We start from the raw sequence: 26,919 nt of genomic DNA on the forward strand, positions 1-26,919 counted from the left end.
TATATGACATTAAGTGTACTAAATTATCCAATTGATAATTTTTGGCATGAGAAAAATCTAAAATTAAAGGCGAATCCGTTCTTTATAAATGAAAGAGGTGATTTTTACTCTGATGTTTGGAGTTTTAGAATAAAACAATATGGCAATATAACAACGATTGATTTTTCATGGTTTGATTCACCTGTATATAGCTTAAGTTCAATTGCAACTTATATCAAAGATAATTGTGAGTATTTGTTAAGCAGTAAAGCATATGCGAAGTTGGCCTGTCTGGAAATGTTGACGCCATCTAATATTGCGTATGTCCAACCGACCTACCAAATGATGCTTCATTTATTTGCCTTTTTTAAAGAGAATAATGTTTCTATCCTAAATATATCACTAATGGAACCTTTCTGGACATCATTCATGGGACGAACGATAAGCCAACATGGTTTAGTGAATCGTGTATCAACACCTTCATATCGTGCCTCTATCAGACGAGTGTCTTTTCATAAAATAAGAAATTCACTAAAAGCATTAGGTGTGGTGGGGGTGATTGAACCTAAACTCACGCCTAAAATAGTTGAAAAAAGTTTAGATGATGTATGCCAAACGCAGTATAGCATTACGCTAGCTGAGTATAAAAAAGGAGGTAGCTTTAACTTTCTTGGCTTAGAGCTTGGACAATATTATGTCGATTACTTAAATTGTGTTTATCAGCAGAATTTTCTTTATGTCTTAGTGTGTAAAAAAACCTTTGAACATTGCATTAATAAGTACTCTATCGGAAGTTTTGAATCAAAAACGAATAATCGTCTATTTAATGTAATGCTTTCTTCTGTGTTTGGCGGCGAGGATTATGCGCCTAATTCTCATACTAGAGGTATCAATCATATAGCACTTAAAGTTAATGCTGAAAATATCCTGTTTAATGAATATCTGAAGCATTTTGAAGCAGTGATGTCGTTAAAAGATAGTAATATTGAAGCTTTGGTCTACGAACTAGGTTTATCTACTCGAAGCGATGCAATGGAATTAATTCGAGTCCTGATGTTACAAAAGCATTTAGGGTTGGATGGGCATAAGACACCAGATGAGGTATGGCAAGGCTATTTATTGTCACTGGATAAGACTTTCTTAGGAAGTGAGTCCCTGAATGAAACTTTGGTGGAAGATCTGTATAAAAAAATGCAATTAATCATCGACAAGAAGAAATTAGAAAAAACTCAGTTTTTAGTAGATATTCAAAAGTGGGCAATAGAGCAAATCCCCTATTCGGAGAATAAAACGTATGACAAATTTAAAACGGCACTCGACATTAAACTATATGCAATGACAAGTTTAGTGGTTGCGTGGACTGGTTATCGAAGATCAGAATTTGGATTTCCATTGAGTGCTATACGCACAGAACCTAATCTAGATATTTTAGATAATGCTCATGTACCATTTCGTTTTAAATTAAAATGGCTTGTTCCTAAAACGAGTGGGTCAACTAAAATTAATCGAGAAATCACATCGCAGTGCTATCAAATTGCGGCACAGTTGAATGATGTGTTTGGGAGTTCAAGTAATGAACCTTGCTTGTTTAGGTTTGCAAATAATAATTTTAAAAAAGAAAAGTTAAACAATTATGATGTTTGTATTAGTAATAGAGTTATCGCTAATTGGGAAGGGTTTGTAGATTCTTATTCACCCTTTAATGACGTAGTTTTGTTAGACAGATTAATTCAAAAAGAGATTTGTCAGTTAACGAACACAGAACAAGAAAAGCTTAAGAAATTATCTTTGATGTATGAGGTCGGTAGCGCGCGTTATGAGAACTTATTAACTTGTGCCAAAGAGGTGAAAAAAGATTGGCTTCGTCTATCAAATTCCTCATTCAATGGAGCTAGAGCGCAAGAGCGTTTTAAATCTTCTTTAATTCAATATACGAAAGATAATGAAGTCGATAACATTGAACATCAGCAAATAATAGATAATTATCTTTCTGATGAAACTAAAAAGCTATTGACGAGTAATTCGATAGACTTAAATGATAGAAAAACAGTTATGGATATAACCTCTGAAATATTAAAGGAGGTTCGCTATCCATCTGCTCATGCTTTTCGTCACATTTGGGCTGAAGCGGTATTAACGCGCTATCAGGGTGATGTAGGGGCAGTAATTCGCCACCAATTTGCTCATTTAGACAATTCATTCTTCATGGCGTACTTGAGAGACAAAGACGCACGGGGGCTGATGGCATCGGCAAAACAACGCTATTTAAATACCATTGTTGAAACGCTGATTATCGAATCAAACCACATTGGTGAGCGGTATATCGGCGGGATAGCCCAGTTTGTCAAAAAGGCTGTCCACTTAACACAGGTTAGAGATGAGAACGAGCTCACTGAGAGTGAACGGCGTGCATTAAGCGAGGCGATTGCTGGGAGGATCATTGATATTCAACCGAGTCGATTTGCTACGTGTATTCCTCGTGATGGTGGCGAGAGCCGTGCCAAGTGCGCCCAAATGGGAAGCTTAAATCCACAGGATGCAAAACTCGAATTTTGTCTAAATTGTATGAATGCTTATATTTCGGAGGGGAATATCCGGGGAATTTGGCAAACAGTTCAACCAATGGTTAAAGAGGCAATGCAACCAAATGGGATCGGCTTTTTACTGGAATCTCATCTTCCTGCTTTAACATCGAGTTGGAAACGGATCAAAGATCTTCGTAATAGTAAGAATGGGGAAAGCGTAGACAAAATATTGTCAGCGATAGAGGACGCGGTTGATTCCATTAAGCGAAAAATGGCAGCGGAGGCAAAACAGTATGGCTACGAATGATCTGGATGATTTGATTTCCGATGACTTCCTTGATGCGTTGGGTGATGATACAACGGTTGAGCAGAGCGCCCCTGCATCATGGGTGGTTCATAATAAAGACCATACCACTTATAAAACTTACCATGCGATTCTTGAACTGAAGGTACAGGCAGAGAAGGCAATTGATAATTTTGGTGAAGTCGAAACAAATAAAACACCGAAATTCTACCAGTTGAAGAAATCACAGGTGGCTAGAAAAGTGGGCATATCAGCACAAAGTATTTTTAATACATCCTCTTTCAGCCCTCATATTCGAGTGTTCTTCGATGATATTAATGATGAGCTTCTAAAGCGGCATCAAACCCAACAGAAGAAGCAATTAAAACGAAAAAACACGGGGATTAGGAGAAAGAAAAAGGAAGAGTTGGTGGTCAGGCACCAAAGCATTGAGAAGAGATACAACGACCTCAAGGCACTCAAAACAGCAGAGGTGCTTAACCTTTCAATTGAGATGATGCCTATAGATCTAAAGGCGAAACTGGGTTTGTGAATCAAATCAGGAACTACAGGGGCTAATATGGCAAGAACGCCTACAGCAACAAAAAGATAGCGATATTCCTATTACAAAATGAAGCCACGTAGTCGTACAGACTGTCCCTTGTGCATGCAGCCTGTCATCACAGGCGACCAGTGGTTACAGTAACTCGCTATTGGACAATTTCGAGTTACTCATTTATTAATTTAACAATGAACGAATTAATTGAAGTATGGCAAGTCTCGCTTAGATAACTGTCCAGTCATACTGGTACAAATCATTCAGAACTAGGGAGTTAGTCTGACTTTGTCTGATTAATATTCAAGCTTATCAACTGGGCAGTACCAAACAAGTATGGGAGTTTCGGTAGCTTTGCAATAAACAATCTAGATTGACATAACGTTTATCTGCTTTAGTAAATTTGCTATGCTGACAATATGGAGAAACTAAGCAAGTCATCATATTTGCGCTTTTAGCAGCAGTCAGACCGACAAAACTGTCTTCTATCACCAAGCAATCAGCAACATCAACCTTAAGTCTGTGAGCCGCAGTCAGATAAACATCAGGGCTCGGTTTACCATGCTCTTCATCTTCTGCGCTGCAAATCACACTAAATTTATCCCACAGTTTAAGACGATCAAAGACAGCTTTGATCACCACGTGGTTCGATGAGGTTGCGAGTGCCAGCTTTAAGCCCTGCTGTGAGAAAAAACTTAACGCGTCATAGACACCCTTCATTGCTTCACCAGTGGTGGAAATTCGGTTACACAGCTTAGTCAGAATAAGACTTTCCAACTCTTTTTCTGGCATGGACAGTGAGTACATCTCACACCAAGTACGCGCAATTTCATCAACACGCTTCCCCATTGTCAATTGCTCACAGTCCTGACGGGTGACGGTCACGCCAACACTAGCCAACGATTCAATCTGTGCTTCCTGCCACAAAGGTTCAGAGTCAATAATTACACCGTCCATGTCAAAAATAACTGCTTTTTTATTCATACTTACCTCAAAAAATAGAAAAAGTAAGGCAACCAAAAGCGTTGCCATACTCTAAACCGTCTTACGCAACAGTAACTTTACTCGATTCAACGCCTCTCGCTTCGAAACCAGGTTGCTCCACTTTAATTAAATAGGTGAAGAAAAACGCCAACACATACAAGGCAGTATAGGCAATCACCACGCCTATCGTACTGAAATACGGCAGCAAGACTACTGCAATTGCTGGCGCAAGAAAGTTGGATAGCCCCGCGGACAAGTTATAGACAGAAATCGCTGCACCTTTGTGATTTGGCTCTAGTGCAGGAAACACTGCAGCCATTGGTACAAACGCGGCCACGAAAATGCCCAGAGAAATGGCAGGGATCAGTGCCATATAGAAGTTGTTTCCAAAGTGCTGAGGGATGTAATAAAACGCTAGGCTAGAAAGCGCCATTCCAATGCAGCCGAACCAGCGCACAACCTTCATCCACCCAAGTTTCTCACCCATGATGCCCCAGAAGACGTTAGAGAAAATGGTGGTAAAGAAGAACACCGCCCATACCTGAAGCCAGTCGGATGTTGTAAATCCTAAATCATCAACAAACATCATCGGCATAATGACGGCAAAACCAAATAGCGACAGGGTGTTGATAATGCGTACGAAGCTGGAGTAAAGCACATTTTTATTGGTATAGAGTAGCGTGACGGCGCGGCTCAGCTCGGTCAGTTTCTGTTTATTAGTCAAGTTATGCATGTGGGTTGGTGTTTTAACATGACGCAGGGTAATCATGGCGATCAGTCCGCCTGCTGCACAAAAAGCTAACGATAACCACAAGGTGCCATATTCGCCGATCCAAGGGATAGTGAAGCTTGGGATGTAACTACCCGCTACGCCGATACCAATGGAGTATACCGTCCAAAACCAGCCAAGCGCTGAACTTACACCATCACTACGAACGTTGTGCACGATTACCACGATAAAGGAATAAAGAAATAGTGGATAAGCCACCCCGCGGATTCCATAAAATAAAAGAATTAACGCGTAGTTTGACTGGCTTAACCCTAACGTTAAGAACAATACATGGAAGACACACCATAGCAGCAAGCCAATTTTCATGGTTTTCTGCGGAGTAATGATTTCCGCTACCACGCCAGACACCCAAGCGGCCAGAGCTGCGGCCAAACCATAAAGTGTAAACGCAAAGGATGATTGAGCAGGGGTAAAACCTAACTCGGTGATGTAGTGCGACAGGAATGCCAGTTCAAAGCCATCTCCCGTCATAAAGATAGCAATGGCGATATATCCCCATATCAGATTTAGTGGCAATCCAAGCCACTGTTTGCTTACATTTTCCATATATTCCTCGTTTTGTAGGGTAAAGGAATTCCACGCCCCTTTTTCAGGGGCGCAGTCCTTGTTTTTATTTGTGGTTCTCTTTCTAAGATCTGGCTGTTAGAGCCAATGCTATGACCGCAAAGCTAAGTCGTTTTGGTAAAGCGCACGGAAATGCTCATAACGCTTACTCAACACAGGCTCACGCTCTGCACATGGTTGATAGACCCGGAAGATTTCCGGCTTTTTACACACATCTTCGATGGCTTTGCCAGAGGCGAGGCAAGCCAGTCGAGCCGCACCAAGTGCCCCACCTGTTTCCCCACCTTTGTGAGTGACAATAGGTAGACAGAGCGTATCGGCCAACAGTTGCGCCCAAAACACACTACGTGCACCACCACCGACGAGAGAACATTGCTCGATTTGTGTGCCACTTTCCTGCAATACACGTAGTCCGTCGGCAATCCCAAAGCTCACGCCTTCAATAACCGCATAGCCCAGTAGAGCGCGATTGGTGGAATGAGTCATTCCGTGGAACATCCCCACCGCCTGAGGGTCATTGTGTGGTGTACGCTCACCGGACAGGTAAGGTAAGAAAAGTGGCGCTTTGGCTTTCTCCTCCTCACTCAACTGCGCGATGCCTTCCAGTAATTCAACCTCTGTCACACCAACAATGCGACAGAACCATTGCAGGCAACTAGCCGCACTGAGCATGACACTCATTTGGTGCCAACGCTGAGGCAATACGTGACAAAAAGCATGCACCGCAGACTCAGGGGCTGGGCGGTACTGCTCATTAACAACAAACAGCACACCAGAAGTGCCAAGAGAAATAAACGCATCTCCCGGATTCACGGCGCCAACACCAATTGCGCTGACGGCGTTATCACCACCGCCGCCGGCAACAATCACAGAAGAGCTCAGTCCCCACTTATGTGCCACCTCCGCTGACAAAGCAGCCGAAACTTCACAACCTTCTACCAGCGCTGGCATCTGCGCTCGGCTGAGTTGGCATTTATCTAGCAAAGAATCCGACCAGTCGCGCTTCGCCACATCCAACCATAACGTGCCCGCAGAATCTGACATGTCCGAGATTTTGCACCCGGTCATTTTCATACGTAGAAAGTCTTTGGGTAACAGAATTGTGTTGATACAAGCAAAATGGCTCGGCTCGTGCTTACGAACCCAAAGCAACTTAGGCGCGGTGAAACCCGGCATCGCTAGGTTGCCAGCGATATCATGCAAATCTGGTGCAATAGCTTCCAGCTCAACGCACTCTTGATGACTTCGGGTGTCATTCCACAAAATAGCCGGACGGATCACCTCATCTTGCTCATCTAATAGCACCGCTCCATGCATTTGACCGGAAAGGCCTATCGCTTTGATCGCCCCCCAATGTTCAGCGCACTTTTCTCGCAGCGCACCAATCAGATAGTTGGTCGCTTCCCACCACTCCTGTGGTGCCTGCTCCGACCAATGTGGATGAGGGCGCTGAATTGTCAGCGGTGCACTGTGCGTTGCAACTGTTTCGCCCTGTTCATCAATCACCAGGGCTTTAACTTCCGAGGTGCCAAGATCAATACCTAAATACATGACAGCCCCTTATTGAATCATTGAGTAAGTAGCAGCAATTTTCTCGCGCAGCAGAACTTCAAACTCCGCATGCTCAGCAAGTTCACCAAACAAAGCTCTATTTTGCGCGTACACCGCAATTGGATCAGCAGATTCAAACATCTCATGAACTGCACTCGCATCTAGAATGCCGTCTTGATATTCATATGGCAGTAGGCCTTTATGCCATTGCAACATAAATACAAAGAACAGCGCTGGCAGCATCGCGGTCGCCTGAGGAGCCACACCGCGCTGATAACATTCAATCATGGTTGGTGTGATCATCGCGGGAATTTTGGAGAATCCGTCGGCCGCAACACGTTGGTTGGTGTCTTTAATATAAGGGTTGGTGAATCGCTCAAGCACCACATCACGGTATGTCGGCAGGTCGATACCGTTTTCGCCCAAACTAGGAATCACATCCTGACTCACGTAGTCGTGTGCAATTTGATAAATGTAATCGGTAAGGGTACTTTCGTGAATAAATGACTGACTAACCAAAGTACCAGCCCATGCGATACAGCTGTGCGATGCATTGAGGATACGGATTTTCGCCTCTTCGTAAGGAATGACAGAATCCACCATTTCCACACCAACATTTTCTAACGCTGGGCGTGCATCTTTAAAGTTATCTTCAATCACCCACTGGATAAAGGTTTCACCCATCACTGGCGCTTTATCATCAATACCAGTTTTAGCTTTGATTCGTGCGGGAAGATCAGCTGCAGGACGAGGAACAATGCGATCCACCATAGTATTTGGACATGTGGTGTTTGCTTTTACCCACTGCAGCACCTCTTGTTTTCCGGCCAGAGTGAGGAACTCCATCAAACCATCACGGAAGCGCTCACCGTTGTGGCGTACGTTGTCGCAGTTTAGCAATGTCACCGGACCTGTGTTGTCGGCAATACGGCGCTCCAAAATTTTCGTCACCGTCCCGTAAATGGTTTGATGAGCACCATTTAGATCGGCATTTAATACCGCATTATCTACGTCTAATGTGTGGTCGGTTTTCAGATAATAACCACCTTCTGTGACGGTAAACGCGATAACCTTCGTCTTCGCTTTTGCCCCTTCGTTAACCAAAGGCGCCAAGTCTTCTTGCCAGGGTAGCAGTGTCTGAATTGACTTGATCACTTCGTAGTCACGTTCGCCTGCTGGGCTGACCGTTTCCAGTACATACTCGCCATTTTGAGATCTTAGCGCTTCAACGGTCGCTTCCACATCATTGCGAATGTTGCCTGCTGCGATGTGCCAGCTGTTATCGTCCGATTCGAGCAATTTATGTAGATACCAAGCTTGATGCGCACGATGAAATGAGCCTAGACCGATGTGAAGCCACGTGTATTGGTTTTTCATAATAGTTCCTTGTTTTTGTTTAATGATGCCACTCTAGTCGATCAAAAGGGAAAATAAAGAGCCAAAGATCACAAATGAACAAAAGACCAGTAAATGGCTTTTTGTTCATTTGTGGGAAATTGATTGCTATTGCATTCATTAAATATTCGCGAGAAGATACAAGCTCTTGACGCGCCAAAGAAAGAAACAATGACTTCACTCGTGTCATAAGGTATCGAAAATAAGGAATTAACGTGGCTAGAGATGACACTTACAAAACTGACCAGATGGTTCGTGCTGCTTGGATGTACTACATCTCTGGCCGTAACCAACGCGATATTGCTGCTGAGCTAGGATTGTCACGCCCAGTGGTTCAACGTTTGATCGCCGCAGCGAAAGAAGAAGGGATTGTATCGGTCGGTCTACACCATCCGATTTCAACCTGTTTAGATTACGCAGAACTGCTCAAAGAAAAGTATCAGTTAGTGGAATGCAACATCGTACCCACCACCAATAGTGATGAAACGCTGGATAACGTCTCGTTTGGTTGTTTTCAATTGATGTCCAAATACACCAAAGACCAGCAGGAGCAAGTAATTGGTATCGGCTCTGGCTTGACGTTAAAAAAGGCGATCAACCGTATTGATTTCGAATCACCAAACAGCAAATGTGTAGCGCTGATCAGTGCTATGGGTGTAGATGGGCAATGTAATTACTATGACGATGTGCCGCTGATTTTAGCGCGTAAAATTAGGGCTAACTATTACCAATTGCCCGTTCCGCGTTACGCCACTTCGAGCGAGGAACTCAAGCTCTGGAAGAGCATGCGCGTATTTCAAGAAGTTGCGTGTGTTGCTGACAGCGCGAGTGTGGTGTTTACTGGCATTGGTTCACTGAGTAAAGCTAGCCCTATCATCAAAGATGGTTTCATTTCATCCGACAAGGCTGATGAGCTCAATCAGCAAGGTGCGGTTGGTGAAATTTTGGGCCGCTTTATCAACGCCGAAGGCGAAGTGGTTGATTGCACGATCAACACCTTCATCACCAGCTACGACATGCGCAACAACGATTGCCCTCGCATTGGTGCCGCGTTTGGCGAAGACAAACGTTCTGCGATTCTAGCGGCGTTAAAAGGGCACTGGATAAATGGATTGGTCACCGATGAGACAACTGCTAGATGGTTATTAACCCAATGACAATATTACCAATAAGCAACTAAAACCCTTTAAATCTGCGCTATTAGCTCTATTGAGAGTTCATCAACTAGTAATAGGAGCTACCCTTAATCTTTAACCTGCGTGCTTACCTTGATTACTAATACTAGTCTTCATGTATCGTGAGTGAATCAAATGGTGTTCATAGTAAGGTAAACAAAGATTTGTGCTTCATCAATTTAGCATTGAGCAGCAATTTCTTATACAGCCCCTTATAACACCTTTGTAGTGGCAATTACTTACCGACTAGATCTGCTGTGCATTTACTCTAACACGTTTCGGGGCACAGGCTTTTCAGAAGAAAAGCCTGTAACAGCTCCTGCCTGTCAGCAGTCTGTTTTCTCAGATAGCCTCAGAGCGTCTTCTAGCTCAACGCCAAGGTATCGAATTGTGTTATCTAGCTTCGAATGTCCAAGTAAGATCTGTACGGCCCTGATGTTTTTCGTTCTGGCACAGATTAAAGTGGCTTTAGTACGGCGCATGGAATGAGTGCCGTAATAATCAGCATTCAATCCCTGTTTTTCAGCCCAGTTTTTGATAATAGAACGGTAGAATGAGTAGCTGATAGGTTGCCCAGATCGTCGGCTGCTCGGGAATAGAAAACTGCTTGCCTCTAGGGATGCTGCAAAAGCCCACCTGCTAATACTTTGCTGCGTTCTTGGAGTAATCTCATAGTGGACATCGGTGCCCGTTTTTTGCTGGATGCACTGAACCCTCTCATAGATAACTCCTTGCGAAGAAATATCGTAAACATGTAGCTTTAGCAAATCACTCGCTCGTAACTTGCTATCTATCGCTAGGTTCAGTAGTGCAAGCTGCATTAGATCGTTTTCAATCTACAGCCTAGTTCTAATCCGCCAGATCTCTTCAAGCTTAAATGGCCTTTTGATGCCGCTGCATTTACCAGAAGATAACTTTCTCATGATGACCTCCTCCTAGTGTTTTTGGTCAACATAAAGTTTGGCAACCACTTTAAGTAAGGTCAGGAAAAGCAGCAACGTCCCTGGACAGAAATCGTTTGGTGATATTCATCTACATGATTCAAGTCAGATTAGAAAAAGTATCCAGATAGGTAGGCTAGTAATAAATATGGACCTGAGCTTGAATCTCCACGCTGCCATTCTCATCTTTAAAGTCGAACTCGAAGGCGTCTCGCAGGTGTTCATGTAAGGATCCAGTCCCTTCTATTGTTGGTGAGTAAATAGTGGCTATGGGTTGTGTAGCTTCCATGTCGAAGGGGAAGTAGGAGTTTAATCCAGTGTCAGTGTCAGTGTAAACAAGGTGCTTATTTACTTTATTTAAATCTGTCCTTGGTTTGTCTTTTGCCCATGCCTCCCAATCGTGTTTCGTTATGATGATTAATTTGTCATCGTTACAATCTGACAGGCTTAATGTCTCAAGAGCTAGCCCATTGTCCTCTATTTGTTTGAAAGCAAGGTGGTTATGGATTCTCTCTATGACTCCTCTGGAGTTAAACGAGTAATGCACATCGTTATTGTCTAGAAACTTCGCTCTGCTCTCTGTTGGCATGTCGAATACGATGGGGTCTTGCTTGGATTGGGTAAGGGATACGTGTTCTAGTAGAGGTATTCGTCTTGAACGATTTTCTGGATAAGCAGCTACAGCATCCATGTATCTGTTCTTTAATTCTTTGCTAAGAGGTTGAGTGGCGATGATGTTTTCTAGTTGAGCGGACAAGTATTTTTCGATTTCATCGATGATAATTAGAGACGATTTATGAAACTCGCTTTCCTCATGCATGATGCTGAAGTGCTTACAAAAGGCTTGAGAATACTCTTTGGATTTAACGTAGTATTGTATGTATGGGATAGCTGACTGAATTTTTCTGACATTTCTTATTGTGCGCTCTGTTAGTGTTATGGTGGCGGTTATTTCATCCACCCCTTTACGCAATGATTTGCTTAAGTTTTGAACTCTCCAGCGGTAGAGAATGTACATGATTAAGATAGGGACGGCTCTTTGGTAAGAGTTTGAGAGTTCTTCCGAGTTTAAAGAGCTAAATCCGTGGCTTTTTCCAAGCTGTTCCAGAATGTGACTCAATGAACAGGGCAGAACATCAAAACCAAGTCTAACCGCTTTCGAGTGTGCAGGGCTAAAACTTTCAAAGCAACTAATGATGTGCCCCCACAAGTTATCTTTAGCGAGGGTTGTTATTGCGTATTGAGCGGTGCTTCTGGAAGCTATTCCCCCTTTTGATTTAATTATTTCGAAAATCATTTCTTGTTTGAACTCAATAGCTGTTGATTTAATTTGTTCGTACTGAGCTATCGATGTCGAAGTTTTTATGGCTGCAATTTTGGCTTTGTCTACAAGTGAAATTAGTTGTTTTACATAAGCCTCTGGATCTTTGGTTATTTGTTCCTCATGCGATGCAATTAGTTGACTAATTTCACTATACAAGTCAGCGCAGTATGAGCCAAACAGGGTTAACAGGTTGTGTAAGTCACTAGTGAAGTAGCTTTCATAGCCAACAAAATTACGATAGTGCTCGAGGATGTCAGGCACTAAGTTTGGTTTTTCCCTTGCGGCGAAGTCTATAAAATTTCGAATGATTTTATCGATAAAGTTAACTGTTTGCGGACTCTTCAAATCCCACATGTTTACGCTGATTAGAAAGTCTGCTTTCATTAGCCAATAGTTGCCCGAACTGAGTTCCTTGATGCTTTCTTCGTAAAATTCATCGCTGTACTGTTCAAAGACATCGTGATTTTTTACTTTCCTATCGAAAAACAAAATCAAGTGTTGTGCGTAATTTCGTTGTAGGGAAACGTAAGTCTTTCTGTTGTTGGTACTTCTTGCTGATGTTAATACTACTGCGAGGCCATCAATTAACTTCTTAATTGTTTCGTCGTGAATGGAACTAGTGTGACTGAGGTACGCTTTCTCGATAACTCCAAACAACCTGTTTTCGATGGATTCTTCAGTGAATGAAGTAGTGTTCTCGATGTTGTAACAAGCAATCTGAATCAAAAGCTCAATTTCTCTTGCGTGATTAGCGTGATTAGCGTGATTTGATTCTGGTTCTGAGAGTTTATCAATCAGGTAGTCTGTTACTAAGTCATCTGACCGAGTGGCTTGGAGAATCGTTTTTATGAACCGGAACTCTTTAATCAGCAACGCCGCAGTGACAAGTGCAAAAACTAATTCAAAGAATAAAACCAATCTCTTAGCAAAAACTAGTTCGCTTGAGAATGCGACACAAACGGAAAAAAACATTAGCGCGACTAAAGTCAGGATAAGTTCTCGGAATAAATAGTGAACTTTAAAGCCCATTATTCCTTCGATTGAATCCATGTAATACGCAGAGCCGTAGCGACTTTTGACTCGGTTTAAGACCTCAAGCGCAATTGGCATTGTAAACGCTGAAAAAGCAGTGAGAATTGCCATTAAATGGGTTGTAATGCTTAGCTTGTCCATTGATTGCTCCGCGTGAGTCGTTCTTGTTTAAACCATTATCATTATGAGACGGCAAAGAGTAGCTGGGTCAGGTTATCCCTTCTCATTAATTAGTTATTCTATATCAAGCCTAACCAATGAGTTTTGCTCAAACCTCGATACGTAGCTCAAAAAGGGGCAGAGTCGTGTTTGCCGAGATTGGCTTCAGAACGTCCTTGGACAACAACGCTGGTTAAGCTTTAGGTCACCACTCCATTCAGAATCTTAAAGGCAAAATGAACTTTACCGATTCGCGGTGCTCAAAAGGTGAAAATTTTAACTTTTATATTAATTTTAAGGGATTGAAATGGGCCTGATTCGGATAATTCTAGTAATACCGCTACTTATTGTTGGCGTCGCCAAAGCGTCTTCTACTATCCATAGTATCGAGCGGCAAGATGGCTCATCGTTAATTTATTACCTCACCAAAACGGCGGAAAATCCGAGTAATACCTTGTTGGTTATCATGCAAGGCTCTGATTGCAATAGCGTCTCCCACAGCACGACGATTAATGACCTATTTTCTCAAACGGCGCCAGAGGCTGATTTACTCACGGTAGAGAAATACGGGCTAAACCAAGCGATCAGGTGGAATCCCGATGGCGATAGCCCTGATTGCCCGACAGCGTACATTCAAAAGGATTCACCGACACAGCGCACGGCAGACTACCGACAAGTGATCGAAAGACTCGAGAGTAATTATGAGCACATTATTGTGCTTGGCGGGAGTGAAGGGGCCGTAGTTGCCGCCATGGTCGCGTCACAAGTTCCATCGGTTGATAGCTTAGTGTCTTTGAACGCTGGTGGGCGCTTCTTCGTTGATGATGTTCTCTATAATATGGAGCAAACTATGCCATCGGAAGCCTTGATAGAAGCAAAAAATGGTTTCTTGGGTTTTCAGCAAGCCGTGGTAAGCGCTGAAACAATGGACATCAATATGAGCTCCCATGGTTTTGCTTGGTGGAAAGAGATGCTGACGTTAGACCAAAGGACGATACTTGAACGGGTCAGTGCCGACATTCTCATTTTGCAGTCGGAGCGAGACATTAACGTTTCACCTGATCAGGCGAAACGACAAGCAGAGCAACTGATGCAGTCGCGTTCGAACGTGTCGTTTGTGTTACTCGCTGGTTTGGATCACGCTTTTCAAAACCAGCGAGGAGAAAGTGAGATACCAGCCGTTATCAAACAGATTCGAGCATGGTTAGAACGAACTTAGTTAGCACAGGAAGAAAAAGAAATGGAAAAGCAATGGGGTAAGGTCTTGCGTTTTGCCACACATTACTTTTGCATATCAAAACTAGCTGACTATCGGAAACGTAACCGAAGTGCAACAAGCTTTGGTGCGAGTTGAACTAGCCAGAGGTAGCTAGCTCGAAGCTGGACAGGAATCAGTTAGACCTTATGCTCTAAAGCGTCAACTTCGGATAACTTCAGATTAGGAAAATGAAGCAGACGACTTTGTTGTCCGAGAGCCTTGGAAGCAGACACAGCCAAAAGAACGCTATTGCCAGTTGACCGGATAATAGCCCATATCTGTTAGTTGCCGATTTCACGCTCTGCTTGCTCGTATGTGCTATATAATTTTTCCACACGACTAACTAATTTCATTCCACCTTTGGTTGCTCTATCTGTCCAATAATGCCCTTCTAGTTCTTCGACTGGAGAACCATGAATTTCTAGGGCGAAAGAGCCATGATGCATTTCACTTCTTACACCTTGTAACTCAATTTTGGGTTCATTTCGATAAACGCCAACTAGCTTGAACAGATCTTCATCTTCTTGCTGTTCTATACTGTGAGCCACCAACACGGATCTAGATTCCTTTGTCATCAACCTCAAACTAAGAGATGTTAACGATTGCCTGATGACTGCATATCCATAGATTGGCGCAACGCTTTCACCAGTATTAGGGTCTATCCAGCTACTTTTCAGCTCAACTTTCCACGTCCCCCTCAAATCCGGTCTTTTAACATACCAACCTTTAAATATTTTCCATGACCACATGTATTTGTTAAACAAGGTTACAAACAGAGTTATTACACCAACTACTGTACCAAATGGCTTTACAAAGTCCGCACTGAGTACAGGCATACCTTGAACCCAGAGAGCAAGTAACCAAACCGCGATCGTGAGACAAATAAATGATGAAATATGAAGTCTAGTTGGCATTACTCGAAACCTATGTAGTCCCATGCATCGCTTAAGAACTGATGCGCTCCCTGCCTCGTCCAAGGCTGTGCGCCTCGAAATAAGTACTTAAGCTCACTAACTTCACCCCATTCAGAACATTTTTCATCATTAATTGTATTGTTAAAAGTTTCAGCAAGAACTGCACGAACCATTTGGTTATATGTTGAATAGTTGAAGCAGGAGTTTGAAGCATTAAAAACTAAGCATTCGATCAAAAAGCTGGGAGCGTCTTTGGCTGACTTGATACCATTCTCGGCCATTTCATTGGATAGCGTTTTAAGAATCCGAACAACGCGCTTGTATCTTCTGGATGTAGCGTCGTTCTTTGATACGCCATTAGCATAATGTTGCTCCGGCCAATTTCGTACGATAAATGGTTTGCCATAATCAGGCCGCATTTCTACTCCTGATAAGTACCTAGTGGTAGACATATACCTTCTATGTTCAAAGAACGCTGCTACGTCTGACTCTACCCGATAAGTGTTTTCCTTAATGTCGAAAGACTTACTACCTCTAGATACGGAAGCTCTACCAAATCGAGCAACTAGAGCTTCTTCAAGCTCATTTTTAAAAGTCAAATAAGTGTAAGTGCCATCGCTAAAGCTTTTATTCAACTCTGCTTTGACGTTATCGTCAGGATATTCTGGGAAAAAGGCATCATAACAAATGACACCGATATCAACGTCACTATCTTTTCTTACATTTACCCGATTTCTGTAAGAACCTTGAGTAATTACTTTTATATTTCGACTTTGAAGCTTAGAGCTATTTTGAATTGCCTGCCTGATTTGGCGTTCTGCGTTTTCAGCTCGATCCTGCTCAGTTTTACTTGGCCCTTGCGCCCATCTTGAAAAAATTGACTCCCAATCTCTACTCATTCTTGTTCCTTTAGTGAAGCATTTTAGCAACTAATGCTTGGTTCAGGTGCGCCGTAGGCGTCACCTGGAACCACTTGTTAAATTCCAGCCATCTGGACCAGGCATTGACATACCTACATTTATGCCCGGAAGAAAACCGCCAATCAATCCAACTTCTGTAAATAGGTCAAACCCAACGATACTTGCTCCAACTCCCTCTGAGGGCGATATAAAATACATCCTTGTATCAATGGAAGAAGAAATACAAAATTGTAGATAGCCACCAATAGTAGCTGCATGCTCATCGCGAAGGATATTTGTAAGCGTGATAAAAGGTGCTCTCCACCAGTTTAAGCTGTTTACTTCAAACTGGGATTTCTTCTCTTCGATTAGATCAGATATTTCTTGTTTTCTATCACCAATGATCAAGAACGAACCATTTGATATATTTGCTTCTTCTATATTTAGCTCGGTCGGGTTTGTTGGTGAGTTTGATAGTTTGTATGCCTTAAGTGATGATGATTGTTTGCAATATCCAAATATTGAAAATTCACACCTAGCATTTGCTGGGTATGATTGCCCCAAGCTCATGATGTAACGCTCCCCAATCCTTTTTGCTAGTTCAGAAATTTGCAACAAGGTTGGTATGCGCTGTTCAAAGGGGTAGTCAGGTGCATCTGTGAAAGAAACTTCATTGAGATTACCAAGAAAGGCACTCAACATCTCTTTGACATTAGTACCGATCAGTGTGCTACCAGAAAATCCAAAACCTAAGCTTAACAACCTGATTGGTCTAACTTTAAAATAATCATCCTTTCTAAATGCATTTACATCGATTTTAAATAACTTAGGGCAGTTGTCCGTCATGACGCTGCCATTACTGCCAGTAACTCGAGAATCACTTACAGCCCAAATCACATCGGACTCTTCTTGATTTCTCCAACAAATTATTGAAGTGATGATGAACTCCTTTGGAATTTAACAATTGACTCGCTCCCAAACAGGGGCTTCAAACACTCCATTTGGTTTTTCATATATCTAATGAAAACTGAGCCATAACGTAACCCAGTGTTTTTGCTAGGATATCATGTAATACTTCAAATGCGAGAATGAGAAATACGACAATAAATGGTATTTCTACGCAGCTCACGATTGGTATTAGGAAATCTATGGAAAGCTCTCGGTGTGGGAGTGAGTGGATTTACTTTCGCCAACAAGAAAAGGGGCAAAAATGCGTTGCAGTTATTAAATGGGGAAGTGTTTTTCCTCGTATTCTTCAACCAATGCAGCGAGCCTTTCAAGCTCGTCTCCTTCAGGAGTGCCGGGTTCGGCTACATCAAGCAGTGATTTAATTCGCTTCAACGCGGCCATGTAATCACTTTCAGAAATTTCAAGGCCCAACTCATCCAATGTTACTTCAGCTAGTTCATCACTATGCGCAGTGTGGGGCGTCATCCCCTTGACCAGTTCTTTTTCAGATAACCGTTTTTTGCTCACAACTCGTCTTCCATTCAAGATAAGATTAGATAATTTATAGCATACTGAGTTATTAACTACAGGGTAAGGTTTGTCCTGAAACACGGGATGGGGCACAGGCTTTTCAGGAGGAAAGCCTGTATCAGCAAGCCTCAGCAGTCTGTTTGCTCTGAGAGCCTCAGAGCGTCTTCCAGTTCCACTCCAAGGTAACGAATAGTATTATCTAGCTTCGAGTGCCCCAGTAAAATCTGTACCGCTCTGATGTTTTTTGTTTTGGCATAGATCAAGGTTGCTTTAGTACGGCGCATGGAATGAGTGCCATAGTAGTCCGCATTCAATCCAAGTTTTACTGCCCAGTTCCTGATAATCGATCGATAGAATGAGTGGCTGATAGGTTGTCCTTTTCGGCGACCATTTGGAAACAAAAAACTGCTTGCCTCTAAGGATGCCGAGTAGATCCATCGGCTAATACTTTGTTGCGTTCTCGGGGTAATCTCGTAGTGGACGTCGGTGCCAGTTTTTTGCTGGATGCATTGAACCCTTTCATAGATTACACCTTGCGAAGAAACATCATATACATGCAGCCTTAGTAAATCACTTGCCCTTAATTTGCTATCAATGGCTAAGTTCAATAGTGCAAGCTGCATTAGGTTGCTTTCAAGATCTAGCCTAGTTCTAATTCGCCAAATTTCTTCCAACTTGAATGGTCGTTTAATGCCGCTGCATTTTCCTGAAGATAACTTTCTCATGTTGACCTCCTCTTCGATATTATTGGTCAACATAAAGTCTGGCTATAAACTGAAACTGTTCCAGCCTGATAGCCATCGATCACGCAGTCGTTCAGGGTGCTCAGAATCATCCGTGGACAAAAACGTGTCAGTAACTTTGCTAAATTAGCAATCAATGAATTATTTTAGGTATGACAAACTCGTTTAATGAAGTGTTTAGTCTAAGTGGTGCGGGTCACTTGGATGTGTGTTAGATAATTTAGACTTATCATACTTAACGGATTGAAAGTGATACTGTTCGCTCTGACAAGTTAAGACTATTGATAGATGAAGCATTAGTTAAATCATAATCTTATGAGTTGGATTTACCCACAAAGCCCCCATATAATTAATGGCTAATACTAAGTGATTTATTGTGGAGGTTGCAGTGGCTGATATTCAGAAAGCATTTATAGATTATCATGATCAAATAAGACTAGGCACATATGATGAAAATCAGACGTTGCGCGATAAGCGAGACCTACTGATAAATGAGCTTAAAGAGTCTTTAAGTGACGAGAAGATCCCTAATACCGAAAAGAAACTGACCTTTTCTAAGATCGATCAAGGCTCTTACTCCATGCATACAGGAGTCAAACCTCTTGATGATGACTATGATATCGATGTTGGGATGATCTTTGACATCAATACTGATGACTATGATTCAAAAGAGTTGAAGAAACTTGTTCGAGATAAACTCAATAAACAAAATAATAGAGACGTTTCATATAACCGTCCTTGTGTTAGCGTCAACTATGCCGCTGGCTACCATGTTGATATACCTGTATATGCCAAAAATGGCGGAAATATACATATTGCATGGGGCAAAGAAACGTCTTCAGAACACGTCTGGTATGAGTCAGATCCAGAAGGTTTGAAGCAATGGGTCAAGGACGTTTCTAACAATTGTGAGCAACGAGCACAATTCAGGCGCTGTGTACGATACCTTAAGCGCTGGAAAAATAACAAGTTCACCTCTAACGGCAATACTGCCCCCCCTTCAATTGGCTTGACAATCCAAGCACGTAATTCTTTTGTTTTCAAAAAAGAAGATGACCTATCCTGTCTTGTTGGGATGGCAAAAGGCATTCGTGACAGCTTTACATCATCGTTTAGTATTGATGATATGACGTTATATCAAGTTGTAGATGTAGCACTTCCAGTTGCTCCATACAAAAATGTTTACTACAAGATGACTAAAAAGCAACTTGATAACTTCTACAGAAAAATTGATGAACTAGTCGAAGCGTTAGAGGCTGCTCAAGTAGAAGAAAGTCTGTCCGAATGCAGCAAAATTTTAAACAAGGTATTTGGAGACTTCCCTGAAATAAGCGACGCTGTTCAATCAAACAAGCAGCCTTACTTACCTACAGGTATGAGTGCATGACCCCAGAAAGAATAGCTGGCCTGATTGAAAACATTTCATTCAAGCAGCTTATTTCGAAACAGCAAGTCGATGAGAGAACCTTTGACTTTGAACTACAAGGGCGCTCCATTAGATGGAACGTCCGTCTGTACTTTTCCCTAACATTCCCTTTTAGTCTGCCTCATGCAAAACTTCTCAATGAAGAATATGTAGGCGAAATACCACATGTAAATTCGAAAGGAACTATATGTGTTGAAGAGGGAGATTCAGTCCTAGTTGATTACCATTCACCAAGTGAGATCATCGAAACGTTCTTGTGTCAAACTTTAAGAATTCTGGATCGATCTTCTTTGCGGGTATTCAAAGATGAATTGCATGATGAAGTAGAAGGTTTTATACATGGCGCAGATACTATCAACTCCTTCTACAGAGCATGTAGCCTACCAGAAAAGTTGGTTTTGCGTATAGCACCATCAAGCAACCTATTAGCTCCATACGATGTAAATCCTATCGCATTAGCCAAAAGCGCAAGTGATATCCCTTACGGGTTCAGTAACACCCAAGAACTAAATCAACACCAATTAATTAATATAGTTCACATTCCTCTAGGTGCTCCAGTTGTACCGTCTACAACAAACGAATCTGCGCCCCGTTTCATCTCAGAGTTAAAACAGCAGATATCAGAAGAGAACACAAAAATACTTATAGAGCTGTTGAGGAAAAGCCCCAAGAAACAACGCCAATTTTTTGTTTTGTTAAGTATGCCAAGAAGCTCTGGTGAGAGAAGTGAGTTTGTCTGTCAATTTAAATCTAAAGCTCCAGCGCTACACCCAATTCTCACTGACAGTACAGATTGGCAACTGAAGTTTTTCCTTTTAAATAGGCATAACAAAGAATACCTACTCGAAAGAGGCGGAGCCAGTTTAAGCATAAACAACAAGACAGTAGCGGTAGTTGGGTGTGGTTCTGTAGGTAGTGAAGTAGCTATGTTAATAGCCAAATCAGGTGTAGGAGCTATTAAACTGATCGATGGTGACTCATTTGATGCTGAAAATATCTACCGACATAGTCTCGGAGGACGGTATCTAAATTTCAAGCCTTCAGCCAAAGATAGAATAGTACGAAAGTTCTCTAAGGTAAGTGCACTAAAAAGTGAGATTAAGACAAATATCCCCCATATTCACGTTGATACTTTCCAGTATCCATTGTCTGATCATAACGTAAAAAGCGTTATGAGAGGTGTAGATATTGTTATTGTCGCTATTGGAGATCCATCCATCAGTCTCTTGCTCAACCGTAGTTTAAAAGAGCATCAATTCAACAATGTTATTTTCTGCTGGAATGAACCCGATGGTTACGGGGGGCATTCTTTCGCCTCAAATCTAGATCAAGTTTGCCTTGAGTGTATTTTATACAAAGGAAGTGATCCTAGGAACTCTATACATTTAGTTGAGTTTGGACAACCTATATCCAAAAACTTAACAGGTTGTGCAGGTGTCTTCACGCCATTCTCTTACTTAGATTCAACTAAAACCGCCTCAATAGCAGCTCAGCAAGCTATTACATTCTTAACATCGGGCAATATGGAGCCAAAAGTAACATCATGGAAAGGTATTGATAAAGGCTCCTTACAAACAACCAATAGATTTGAAAGCATGGCATTGATGGAAGAAATTAGTTTAACAAAAAACGGTGAGTGTAGGTGTTGTTACAGTGGTAACTGAGAATTGGTTAATTGAGTCAGAAGATTATGGGAATTTTGTAATTGACTCAGAAGTAATAAATATCCTCATCAGCTACCGACAACTAGGTAAGCATGATTTTGAGGCTGGAGGGGCACTTATTGGTTGCATACGCACAGGCAATATAATGGAGGCAAATGACTTAACTTTACCTCAACCAAGTGATAAACGAACTAGGTACTCATTTTATCGATCTAATGCTCATAATAAGATTCTAAATGACAAATGGAAAGCTAGTAACGGAAGCGCCTACTTGGTTGGCCTTTGGCATACGCATCCTGAATCAACACCTAAGTACTCAAATAAGGACAAGCAAGATTGGCATAGAGTCTTAAAGCAAGGGCAATATGAAGGCCAATGCCTAATGTTTCTTATCGTTGGGCAACAAAATATTCGACTTTGGGTCGCTGACAACAAGAATTTCAAAACGTTATTAATAGGAGAGTATTCTCTTGAAAAGTATAGAGCATAAAGGACACCTATGATTAATTCTATAAAGTATTATTTTAATAAAGTTTTTAACTGGTATTTTAAACCTAAGACTTTAGAAAACCGACTTTGGAAGTTGGCTTTATTTCTTCTATCTACAGGGATCGGTAGTGGACTATATAGTGCAATTAACGTGACTTGGAAGTACTCTGAATCAGAGAGTATAAGTGCAGGGTATTCGACTCAAGATTCAGTAACCGCTATTATTACATATTCGGCTTTTTTAATCGGTGTTTTATCAGCTTTTTGGGCATCATATTTAGGTTTTAAACGTGAGCGAAGAAATCCAAATATATTCCTTGAGCATATAGGTCTTAGGTATCCAAAAAACCAAAGCCTAACCGAAGCATCAAAAAAGAAAACAGGCCTAGGAAGTAGTCTATTTATTGACATATCAAATTATTATAATCAGGGACTGTTAGTTTCAAATAAACAGGCTTTAGACTATTCTCTTGCTTGTTTTAAAAATACGTTCACGAATTTGATGCGAAATGCCGATACAACCAATGTTACATTACACTATGGCGGCACACCCTCTGTTCCTATTGGTTTCGTACTAGGGCACTCGATAGGCAATATTTCTAAAATTTCTTTATGGGATTTTAATCGTGATAAATCAGAGTGGTATGCCCTTGAAGATGTCCCACCAGACTCGAACATTCCAATTATTAATTGGGAAGATTATAGAAAAACCGATGAGGTTTGTTTACTTATGGGAATTTCTTTTGAGGTTACCCACCAACAAGTTGGTAGTTTATTAAACGGAAGAGGTATTGTGTCCGTTAGTATGCCTGAAGTTAAGTACGACAGTATGTCTAGTCTTGCTAAAGTAGAGGGGTTTCAGCAGAAGTTTAGAGAGATTTTAAAAAAATTTAATACTGATGGAGTTAAACGAGTTCATATATTCTGTGCCGCACAGTCATCATTTAATTTCGCTATGGGGCGACAGGTTGAGCGAAACCACCCAGAGTGTATAGTTTATGAATACGTTAATAACTCAGGTAATATTACTCATTACCCATGGGGCGTTTTATTCAATGTTCGGGGACAAGAACCTTCTATTATAGAAACATAGCAATTAGTAAAAATGGAATTCGGTAAGTTACGATATGGCAAACCGAATGAATAAAGTGTGAATGAGTTTTCGCTCTAAATCAGTTTGGGGCATTAGTTAGTTCTATTGCCGAAGCGACGAGATCAGAAGCGGGTTGGAGCAGAGGTGATTTACGAAACAACCTGTTTCGCAATTGTGCAAGACCCTCTTGCATAATTGGTTACTAGAGTTTGTCCAACAACCTGTTGGACAATTGGGAAACAGCTTGTTTCACAAATAAATCTCATGACGGCTTCTTGCGCTCTAAACACATCTTGGGGCAAAGAAGATTTACGAAAGACGATGCATGTACTACTGCATCAATAACTTTCACGCTGAATTAACAAAAAATCCAATTGCCGAACCTAAACTTAAGTGATGTAGATGAGCTTTGACAAAAAATGGTATATCACGGACTTTAAACTAATGGAGACACTTCCTATTGAACCTGTTTAGATGAGTGTAGACACGTAACAATGTCAAAGCTATATTTACTTATCATCGTCATCGGATGAAATCCGCGGCTCGCCATCTAATGATATATGACATGAAACAAGAAACTAAAAAAATTCACCTTTCCGACCAACAGCGTCGTGAAACAGTTACTCGCTTGATGAGTCGAGTTATTGTCAGTGAGCATCGTGCCCCCAAGATCAAGAAAGTCCGCCGTAATGTTATACAACAGATGTGCGTTGCATTTACTAAGGCAGTTCACGCTGAATAGCAATCACTAGTAATTCTTTCACAGCCTTCAAAGGTGTTTTGTTATCTAGCCAAAAACTAGCACTATTGTTGCGTTAGCTTCCTCTCTAGAAATTGAATGAAAATGTCATCTTCTATGTAAAACAGATCATAACCAACATGCTGAATACCCTCTTGCGAGATTTCCGTAATTTGCCCTTTACCATCGTTCTCGAGTGAAAACTCTCGTTGAAGGTTATATATCAACTGATTGAACCGAAGGTCAGTATTGTTGCTCCAAAGTTCCTTCAAAAGTGAAAGCGTAGTTTCTATTCTTTTAGGGTCGCGCATTGATGTGCTCCTTGTGGTCTAACGTCAAAATACATATTTGAATTAATTTTTATGATGTTAATTATCAGCGCCAAGGGGCAACACGTCTAGCGGACATACATCTTAATTGAGGTGTTCCCCAAAGTATTACTGTTTAAAACCAATACCAAAATTTAACTCTAGTTTTGGTATTTCACACTTTTCTGGTCGTGTATTTGAGCTCAAATACCAAAAGTAACGTTGAATTTAGTATATATACCAAAAATATGCATAAATTTTGGTATCGCATGTAGAAAATGCAGGATGCAATCTCCCTTCAACCAATTTGTATCAATTTTGTTTGTGCAGGAACCTGTTAGCACCTAAAGAGTTGGAGGCGCTTTAGTCTAGAGGACGTGCCCCATAGATAAAAAGACAATATAAACCTGATTGATTGAAGCGATATCTTTACTTAGTTATTACTTGGTCTTTTCCACAAATAAGAGCAAACTCATCGCGCAAGTTGCGTCACACAACCTGCGTGATGAGCTTTTTAGCTCGGAGAAGGAATCAAGAAAGGTTTGCCATTAATGCACAGCACACTCTTGGACATTTTCGATTTACGACTGAAATTCAGTAACGCCACCTTAAACGGCAAATTGTAGCTGGCTAAGATAGAGAGCGAAGCGAACATAACCAGCTGCAATTTGTCCGTTTAAAGGTCTTGTTAACAGTGAATATGCTCAACTACAATCCAGTCCTACTACATTAAAACTTTCTTCCTGTTTCGATTCCTCATGGGTAATTACTAGCAGGAACCATCCATCAAAACAATCAATGAAAGAATGATACCCTTTGTTACCGCCAATATTCGTTTTCCCGTATATGGAATAGTGCTCTAAATCAATCTTTATTTCACAATGGTCGGATCTCCCTTTGACAAAGCCGCTCGCCGGAACAAATAAATCTATAGGCTGACTCAGCCTAATAGCATTAACTGCATTTTTGTAAGAATTTAGATCAGCATAAGATTTCATGACCAGAGGAAGCTCGATTTCTTGCGTATTCATAACACCAATAGCAATTCGATCTTTATTTGGCTTGGGAACATAGACTTCAAGACCATCATAATTTACCAAGTATGAAGACCCGTTTATATTTTCTATTGAAATTGCTAACGATTTTTCCCAACCGATATCAATAATCCTTAAAGACTTGTTTACGTCAAGTCTAGATAGTTCCTTCTGATAATTTAATACCAAAAGCCCAAACCCCAGTGGGTCGCCTTTTTCTATCAGGCATAAAGCTAAGCCTAATTTGGCGACGAGATTATCCGGAGTATTAAGCAAGCACCTTTCAAATAGCTTGGTTGCTTCATCCAACTTCCCATAAAATCGTTTTATTTCACCCTTTTGAGACAATGCTTCTGGAAGTCCAGGCTCTAAAAGCAAGGCTAGGTCAATATGTTTAGCCGCCTCGGAAAATACTCCTTGGTTGAAATAGCAAACACCAAGGTTTAGATGCGGAGAACTTAACTTAGAATTCAGTTCTATTGTTTTCTCAAAGTAACGTATCGCTTCATCAACTTCTCTTAATTTTAGGTAAGCAACACCGACATTATAAATAATGAAAGGATCAGTGTTATCATGGAACTCGGCGCTTTTCAATAGCTCTAAAGCGAAATCATTATCTCCTTTCTCAGAAATTAAAGTCCCCTTTACTGCTAAAGCCATGGCGTAGATAGGATTAATTTTTAAGGCGTTATCACAATAGAATAGAGCGTCATCTACCTTACCTAAAACCTGTAAAATACCAGCGCATTTTACATACAGTTTCTCGGATTTTACGGCTTTAGATAACTCTACATATTCTCTTAAAGCTTCTTCATAATTGTTATCAATGAGTAAGCTTTCCGCCTTACTAACTTTTGAATTAACGCTTAATAGAATTTCATCTTGATCTAATTCCAAATTTTCAAGAAAGTTTAACGATGTAGCTTCATCTTCCTTGAATGTCAGTATTTTTGAGTGTTTCTCAAAAATACTTGTAATGTCAGACTTACTTATATATCCCCTGTCACTGCGGCTTTCATATATAATGAATATCAAATCTTTTAAGCATTCGTCACCATCTAATAAAAGTAACTTCTCAATACCCCATTCAATTATTTCCAGCTTGATTATATCTTTAATTTTATCTTCAGGGAGAACGTCGACACACCATGTGCTAGAAATTTTGCTGACATTTTCTAGTGCAATGCCATTCCGTTTTAGAATATTTCTAAAATCCTCAGTTACTGATATCTTCGAAAGCTTATCCTCGTGAGAGGATTGATTATTTTCATATTGCTTTAAATAAGAGAGGAGTGTTGAGAGGCTTTTGTTTTTGGATGGCCCTAAAATAATTTGATTTTCAGAAGCGTATTTATTAACAATTGGTATCGAGAGCTCTTCATACTTAACCTGGACATTAATTTTTTTTCCATTGTCAAACAACAATGAGAAATCATCATCTGTTTCTATTCCGATAGATTTGAATCCGCTCACACTAAGATGCTTTAGCAAGTAAAATGCCGCGCACAGGTCTTGGTAAGCAAACCCTTTTGAAGAGTTGCTTCCTCCTGTTTTTATTTTGCCAAAGTAATCTTTATTGCTCATACAAAATTCATCCTAATTCTAAACTTGGCGA

General features: G+C 41.1%; 21 protein-coding genes and 1 pseudogene. 9 read left to right on the top strand and 13 right to left on the bottom strand.

The features are described from left to right. Window positions 1-3 precede the first annotated feature (3 nt). Window positions 4-2,811: a hypothetical protein gene (locus R8O70_RS21655; RefSeq protein ID WP_318184358.1), complete on the top strand. Its 2,808-nt coding sequence runs from the start codon at window positions 4-6 to the stop codon at window positions 2,809-2,811. Beyond that, window positions 2,798-3,340 (top strand): hypothetical protein, encoded by a 543-nt coding sequence (locus R8O70_RS21660; protein WP_171345840.1) that lies wholly within the window; start codon window positions 2,798-2,800, stop codon window positions 3,338-3,340. The genes R8O70_RS21655 and R8O70_RS21660 overlap by 14 nt, the downstream gene beginning before the upstream one ends. Window positions 3,341-3,655: 315 nt before the next feature. Here R8O70_RS21660 and hxpB read toward each other — a convergent pair whose 3' ends face one another. From hxpB to dalD, 4 genes are all read right to left on the bottom strand, one after another. Then, window positions 3,656-4,327 carry a hexitol phosphatase HxpB gene (hxpB, locus tag R8O70_RS21665; protein ID WP_176319261.1) on the bottom strand — a complete coding sequence of 224 codons (672 nt, stop codon included), beginning with the start codon at window positions 4,325-4,327 and terminating at the stop codon, window positions 3,656-3,658. A 61-nt stretch (window positions 4,328-4,388) separates the two neighbouring features. Beyond that, the gene (locus R8O70_RS21670) at window positions 4,389-5,663 is read right to left on the bottom strand and encodes an MFS transporter (RefSeq protein WP_318184359.1); all 1,275 of its coding nucleotides are present in this window, start codon (window positions 5,661-5,663) and stop codon (window positions 4,389-4,391) included. Window positions 5,664-5,771: 108 nt separating this feature from the next. Continuing rightward, the gene (xylB, locus tag R8O70_RS21675; protein WP_318184360.1) at window positions 5,772-7,232 is read right to left on the bottom strand and encodes a xylulokinase; all 1,461 of its coding nucleotides are present in this window, start codon (window positions 7,230-7,232) and stop codon (window positions 5,772-5,774) included. Window positions 7,233-7,241: 9 nt separating this feature from the next. Continuing rightward, window positions 7,242-8,609: a D-arabinitol 4-dehydrogenase gene (gene dalD, locus R8O70_RS21680; RefSeq protein WP_176319258.1), complete on the bottom strand. Its 1,368-nt coding sequence runs from the start codon at window positions 8,607-8,609 to the stop codon at window positions 7,242-7,244. A gap of 233 nt (window positions 8,610-8,842) precedes the next feature. Between dalD and R8O70_RS21685 the strand changes: the two genes are divergently transcribed. Further along, window positions 8,843-9,784 carry a sugar-binding transcriptional regulator gene (locus R8O70_RS21685; protein WP_318184361.1) on the top strand — a complete coding sequence of 314 codons (942 nt, stop codon included), beginning with the start codon at window positions 8,843-8,845 and terminating at the stop codon, window positions 9,782-9,784. A 344-nt stretch (window positions 9,785-10,128) separates the two neighbouring features. On the opposite strand, the pseudogene R8O70_RS21690 reads toward R8O70_RS21685, so the two are convergent. Together R8O70_RS21690 and R8O70_RS21695 are read right to left on the bottom strand one after the other, a co-directional pair. Then, window positions 10,129-10,725: pseudogene (locus R8O70_RS21690) on the bottom strand (tyrosine-type recombinase/integrase). Window positions 10,726-10,879: 154 nt separating this feature from the next. Beyond that, window positions 10,880-13,240: a hypothetical protein gene (locus R8O70_RS21695; protein ID WP_318184362.1), complete on the bottom strand. Its 2,361-nt coding sequence runs from the start codon at window positions 13,238-13,240 to the stop codon at window positions 10,880-10,882. Between the two features lie 325 nt (window positions 13,241-13,565). On the opposite strand from R8O70_RS21695, the gene R8O70_RS21700 reads away from it, so the two are divergent. Continuing rightward, a complete protein-coding gene (locus tag R8O70_RS21700) occupies window positions 13,566-14,477 on the top strand; it encodes an alpha/beta hydrolase (protein WP_054577219.1) in 912 nt (303 codons plus the stop codon). Window positions 14,478-14,797: 320 nt separating this feature from the next. Here the strand turns inward: R8O70_RS21700 and R8O70_RS21705 are convergent, their stop codons facing one another. The 5 genes from R8O70_RS21705 to R8O70_RS21725 form a co-directional block, all read right to left on the bottom strand. Next, window positions 14,798-15,430, bottom strand: coding sequence for a hypothetical protein (locus R8O70_RS21705; RefSeq protein WP_258496232.1), 633 nt, complete (start codon window positions 15,428-15,430; stop codon window positions 14,798-14,800). After that, window positions 15,430-16,329, bottom strand: coding sequence for a nucleotidyltransferase (locus R8O70_RS21710; RefSeq protein WP_318184363.1), 900 nt, complete (start codon window positions 16,327-16,329; stop codon window positions 15,430-15,432). The genes R8O70_RS21705 and R8O70_RS21710 overlap by 1 nt, the downstream gene beginning before the upstream one ends. A gap of 60 nt (window positions 16,330-16,389) precedes the next feature. Beyond that, complete coding sequence (locus R8O70_RS21715) at window positions 16,390-17,226, bottom strand: hypothetical protein (RefSeq protein ID WP_139126532.1); 837 nt, start codon at window positions 17,224-17,226, stop codon at window positions 16,390-16,392. 327 nt (window positions 17,227-17,553) lie between these two features. Further along, window positions 17,554-17,805, bottom strand: coding sequence for a hypothetical protein (locus R8O70_RS21720; RefSeq protein ID WP_053349801.1), 252 nt, complete (start codon window positions 17,803-17,805; stop codon window positions 17,554-17,556). A 131-nt stretch (window positions 17,806-17,936) separates the two neighbouring features. Then, window positions 17,937-18,533, bottom strand: a complete 597-nt coding sequence (locus R8O70_RS21725) for a tyrosine-type recombinase/integrase (RefSeq protein WP_318184364.1) — start codon at window positions 18,531-18,533, stop codon at window positions 17,937-17,939. A 406-nt stretch (window positions 18,534-18,939) separates the two neighbouring features. Between R8O70_RS21725 and R8O70_RS21730 the strand changes: the two genes are divergently transcribed. From R8O70_RS21730 to R8O70_RS21750, 5 genes are all read left to right on the top strand, one after another. Then, a complete protein-coding gene (locus R8O70_RS21730; protein WP_318184365.1) occupies window positions 18,940-19,938 on the top strand; it encodes a nucleotidyltransferase in 999 nt (332 codons plus the stop codon). Continuing rightward, on the top strand, window positions 19,935-21,641 hold the full coding sequence (locus tag R8O70_RS21735) for a ThiF family adenylyltransferase (protein ID WP_318184366.1): 1,707 nt from the start codon (window positions 19,935-19,937) through the stop codon (window positions 21,639-21,641). The genes R8O70_RS21730 and R8O70_RS21735 overlap by 4 nt, the downstream gene beginning before the upstream one ends. After that, window positions 21,631-22,131, top strand: coding sequence for a Mov34/MPN/PAD-1 family protein (locus R8O70_RS21740; protein ID WP_318184367.1), 501 nt, complete (start codon window positions 21,631-21,633; stop codon window positions 22,129-22,131). Before R8O70_RS21735 ends, R8O70_RS21740 begins: the two co-directional genes overlap by 11 nt. A 9-nt stretch (window positions 22,132-22,140) precedes the next feature. Then, entirely contained in the window at window positions 22,141-23,223 is a 1,083-nt protein-coding gene (locus R8O70_RS21745) for an SAVED domain-containing protein (RefSeq protein WP_318184368.1), read from the top strand. A gap of 565 nt (window positions 23,224-23,788) precedes the next feature. Further along, a complete protein-coding gene (locus R8O70_RS21750; protein ID WP_318184370.1) occupies window positions 23,789-23,965 on the top strand; it encodes a hypothetical protein in 177 nt (58 codons plus the stop codon). 62 nt (window positions 23,966-24,027) lie between these two features. On the opposite strand, the gene R8O70_RS21755 is transcribed toward R8O70_RS21750, so the two are convergent. Continuing rightward, entirely contained in the window at window positions 24,028-24,273 is a 246-nt protein-coding gene (locus R8O70_RS21755; RefSeq protein ID WP_025767079.1) for a DUF1040 family protein, read from the bottom strand. 701 nt (window positions 24,274-24,974) lie between these two features. Further along, on the bottom strand, window positions 24,975-26,888 hold the full coding sequence (locus R8O70_RS21760; protein ID WP_318184371.1) for a tetratricopeptide repeat protein: 1,914 nt from the start codon (window positions 26,886-26,888) through the stop codon (window positions 24,975-24,977). Between the last annotated feature and the right edge of the window lie 31 nt (window positions 26,889-26,919).

It is taken from the genome of Vibrio sp. 779(2023), from assembly GCF_033344285.1.
In the GTDB taxonomy this organism is placed as follows: domain Bacteria; phylum Pseudomonadota; class Gammaproteobacteria; order Enterobacterales; family Vibrionaceae; genus Vibrio; species Vibrio alginolyticus.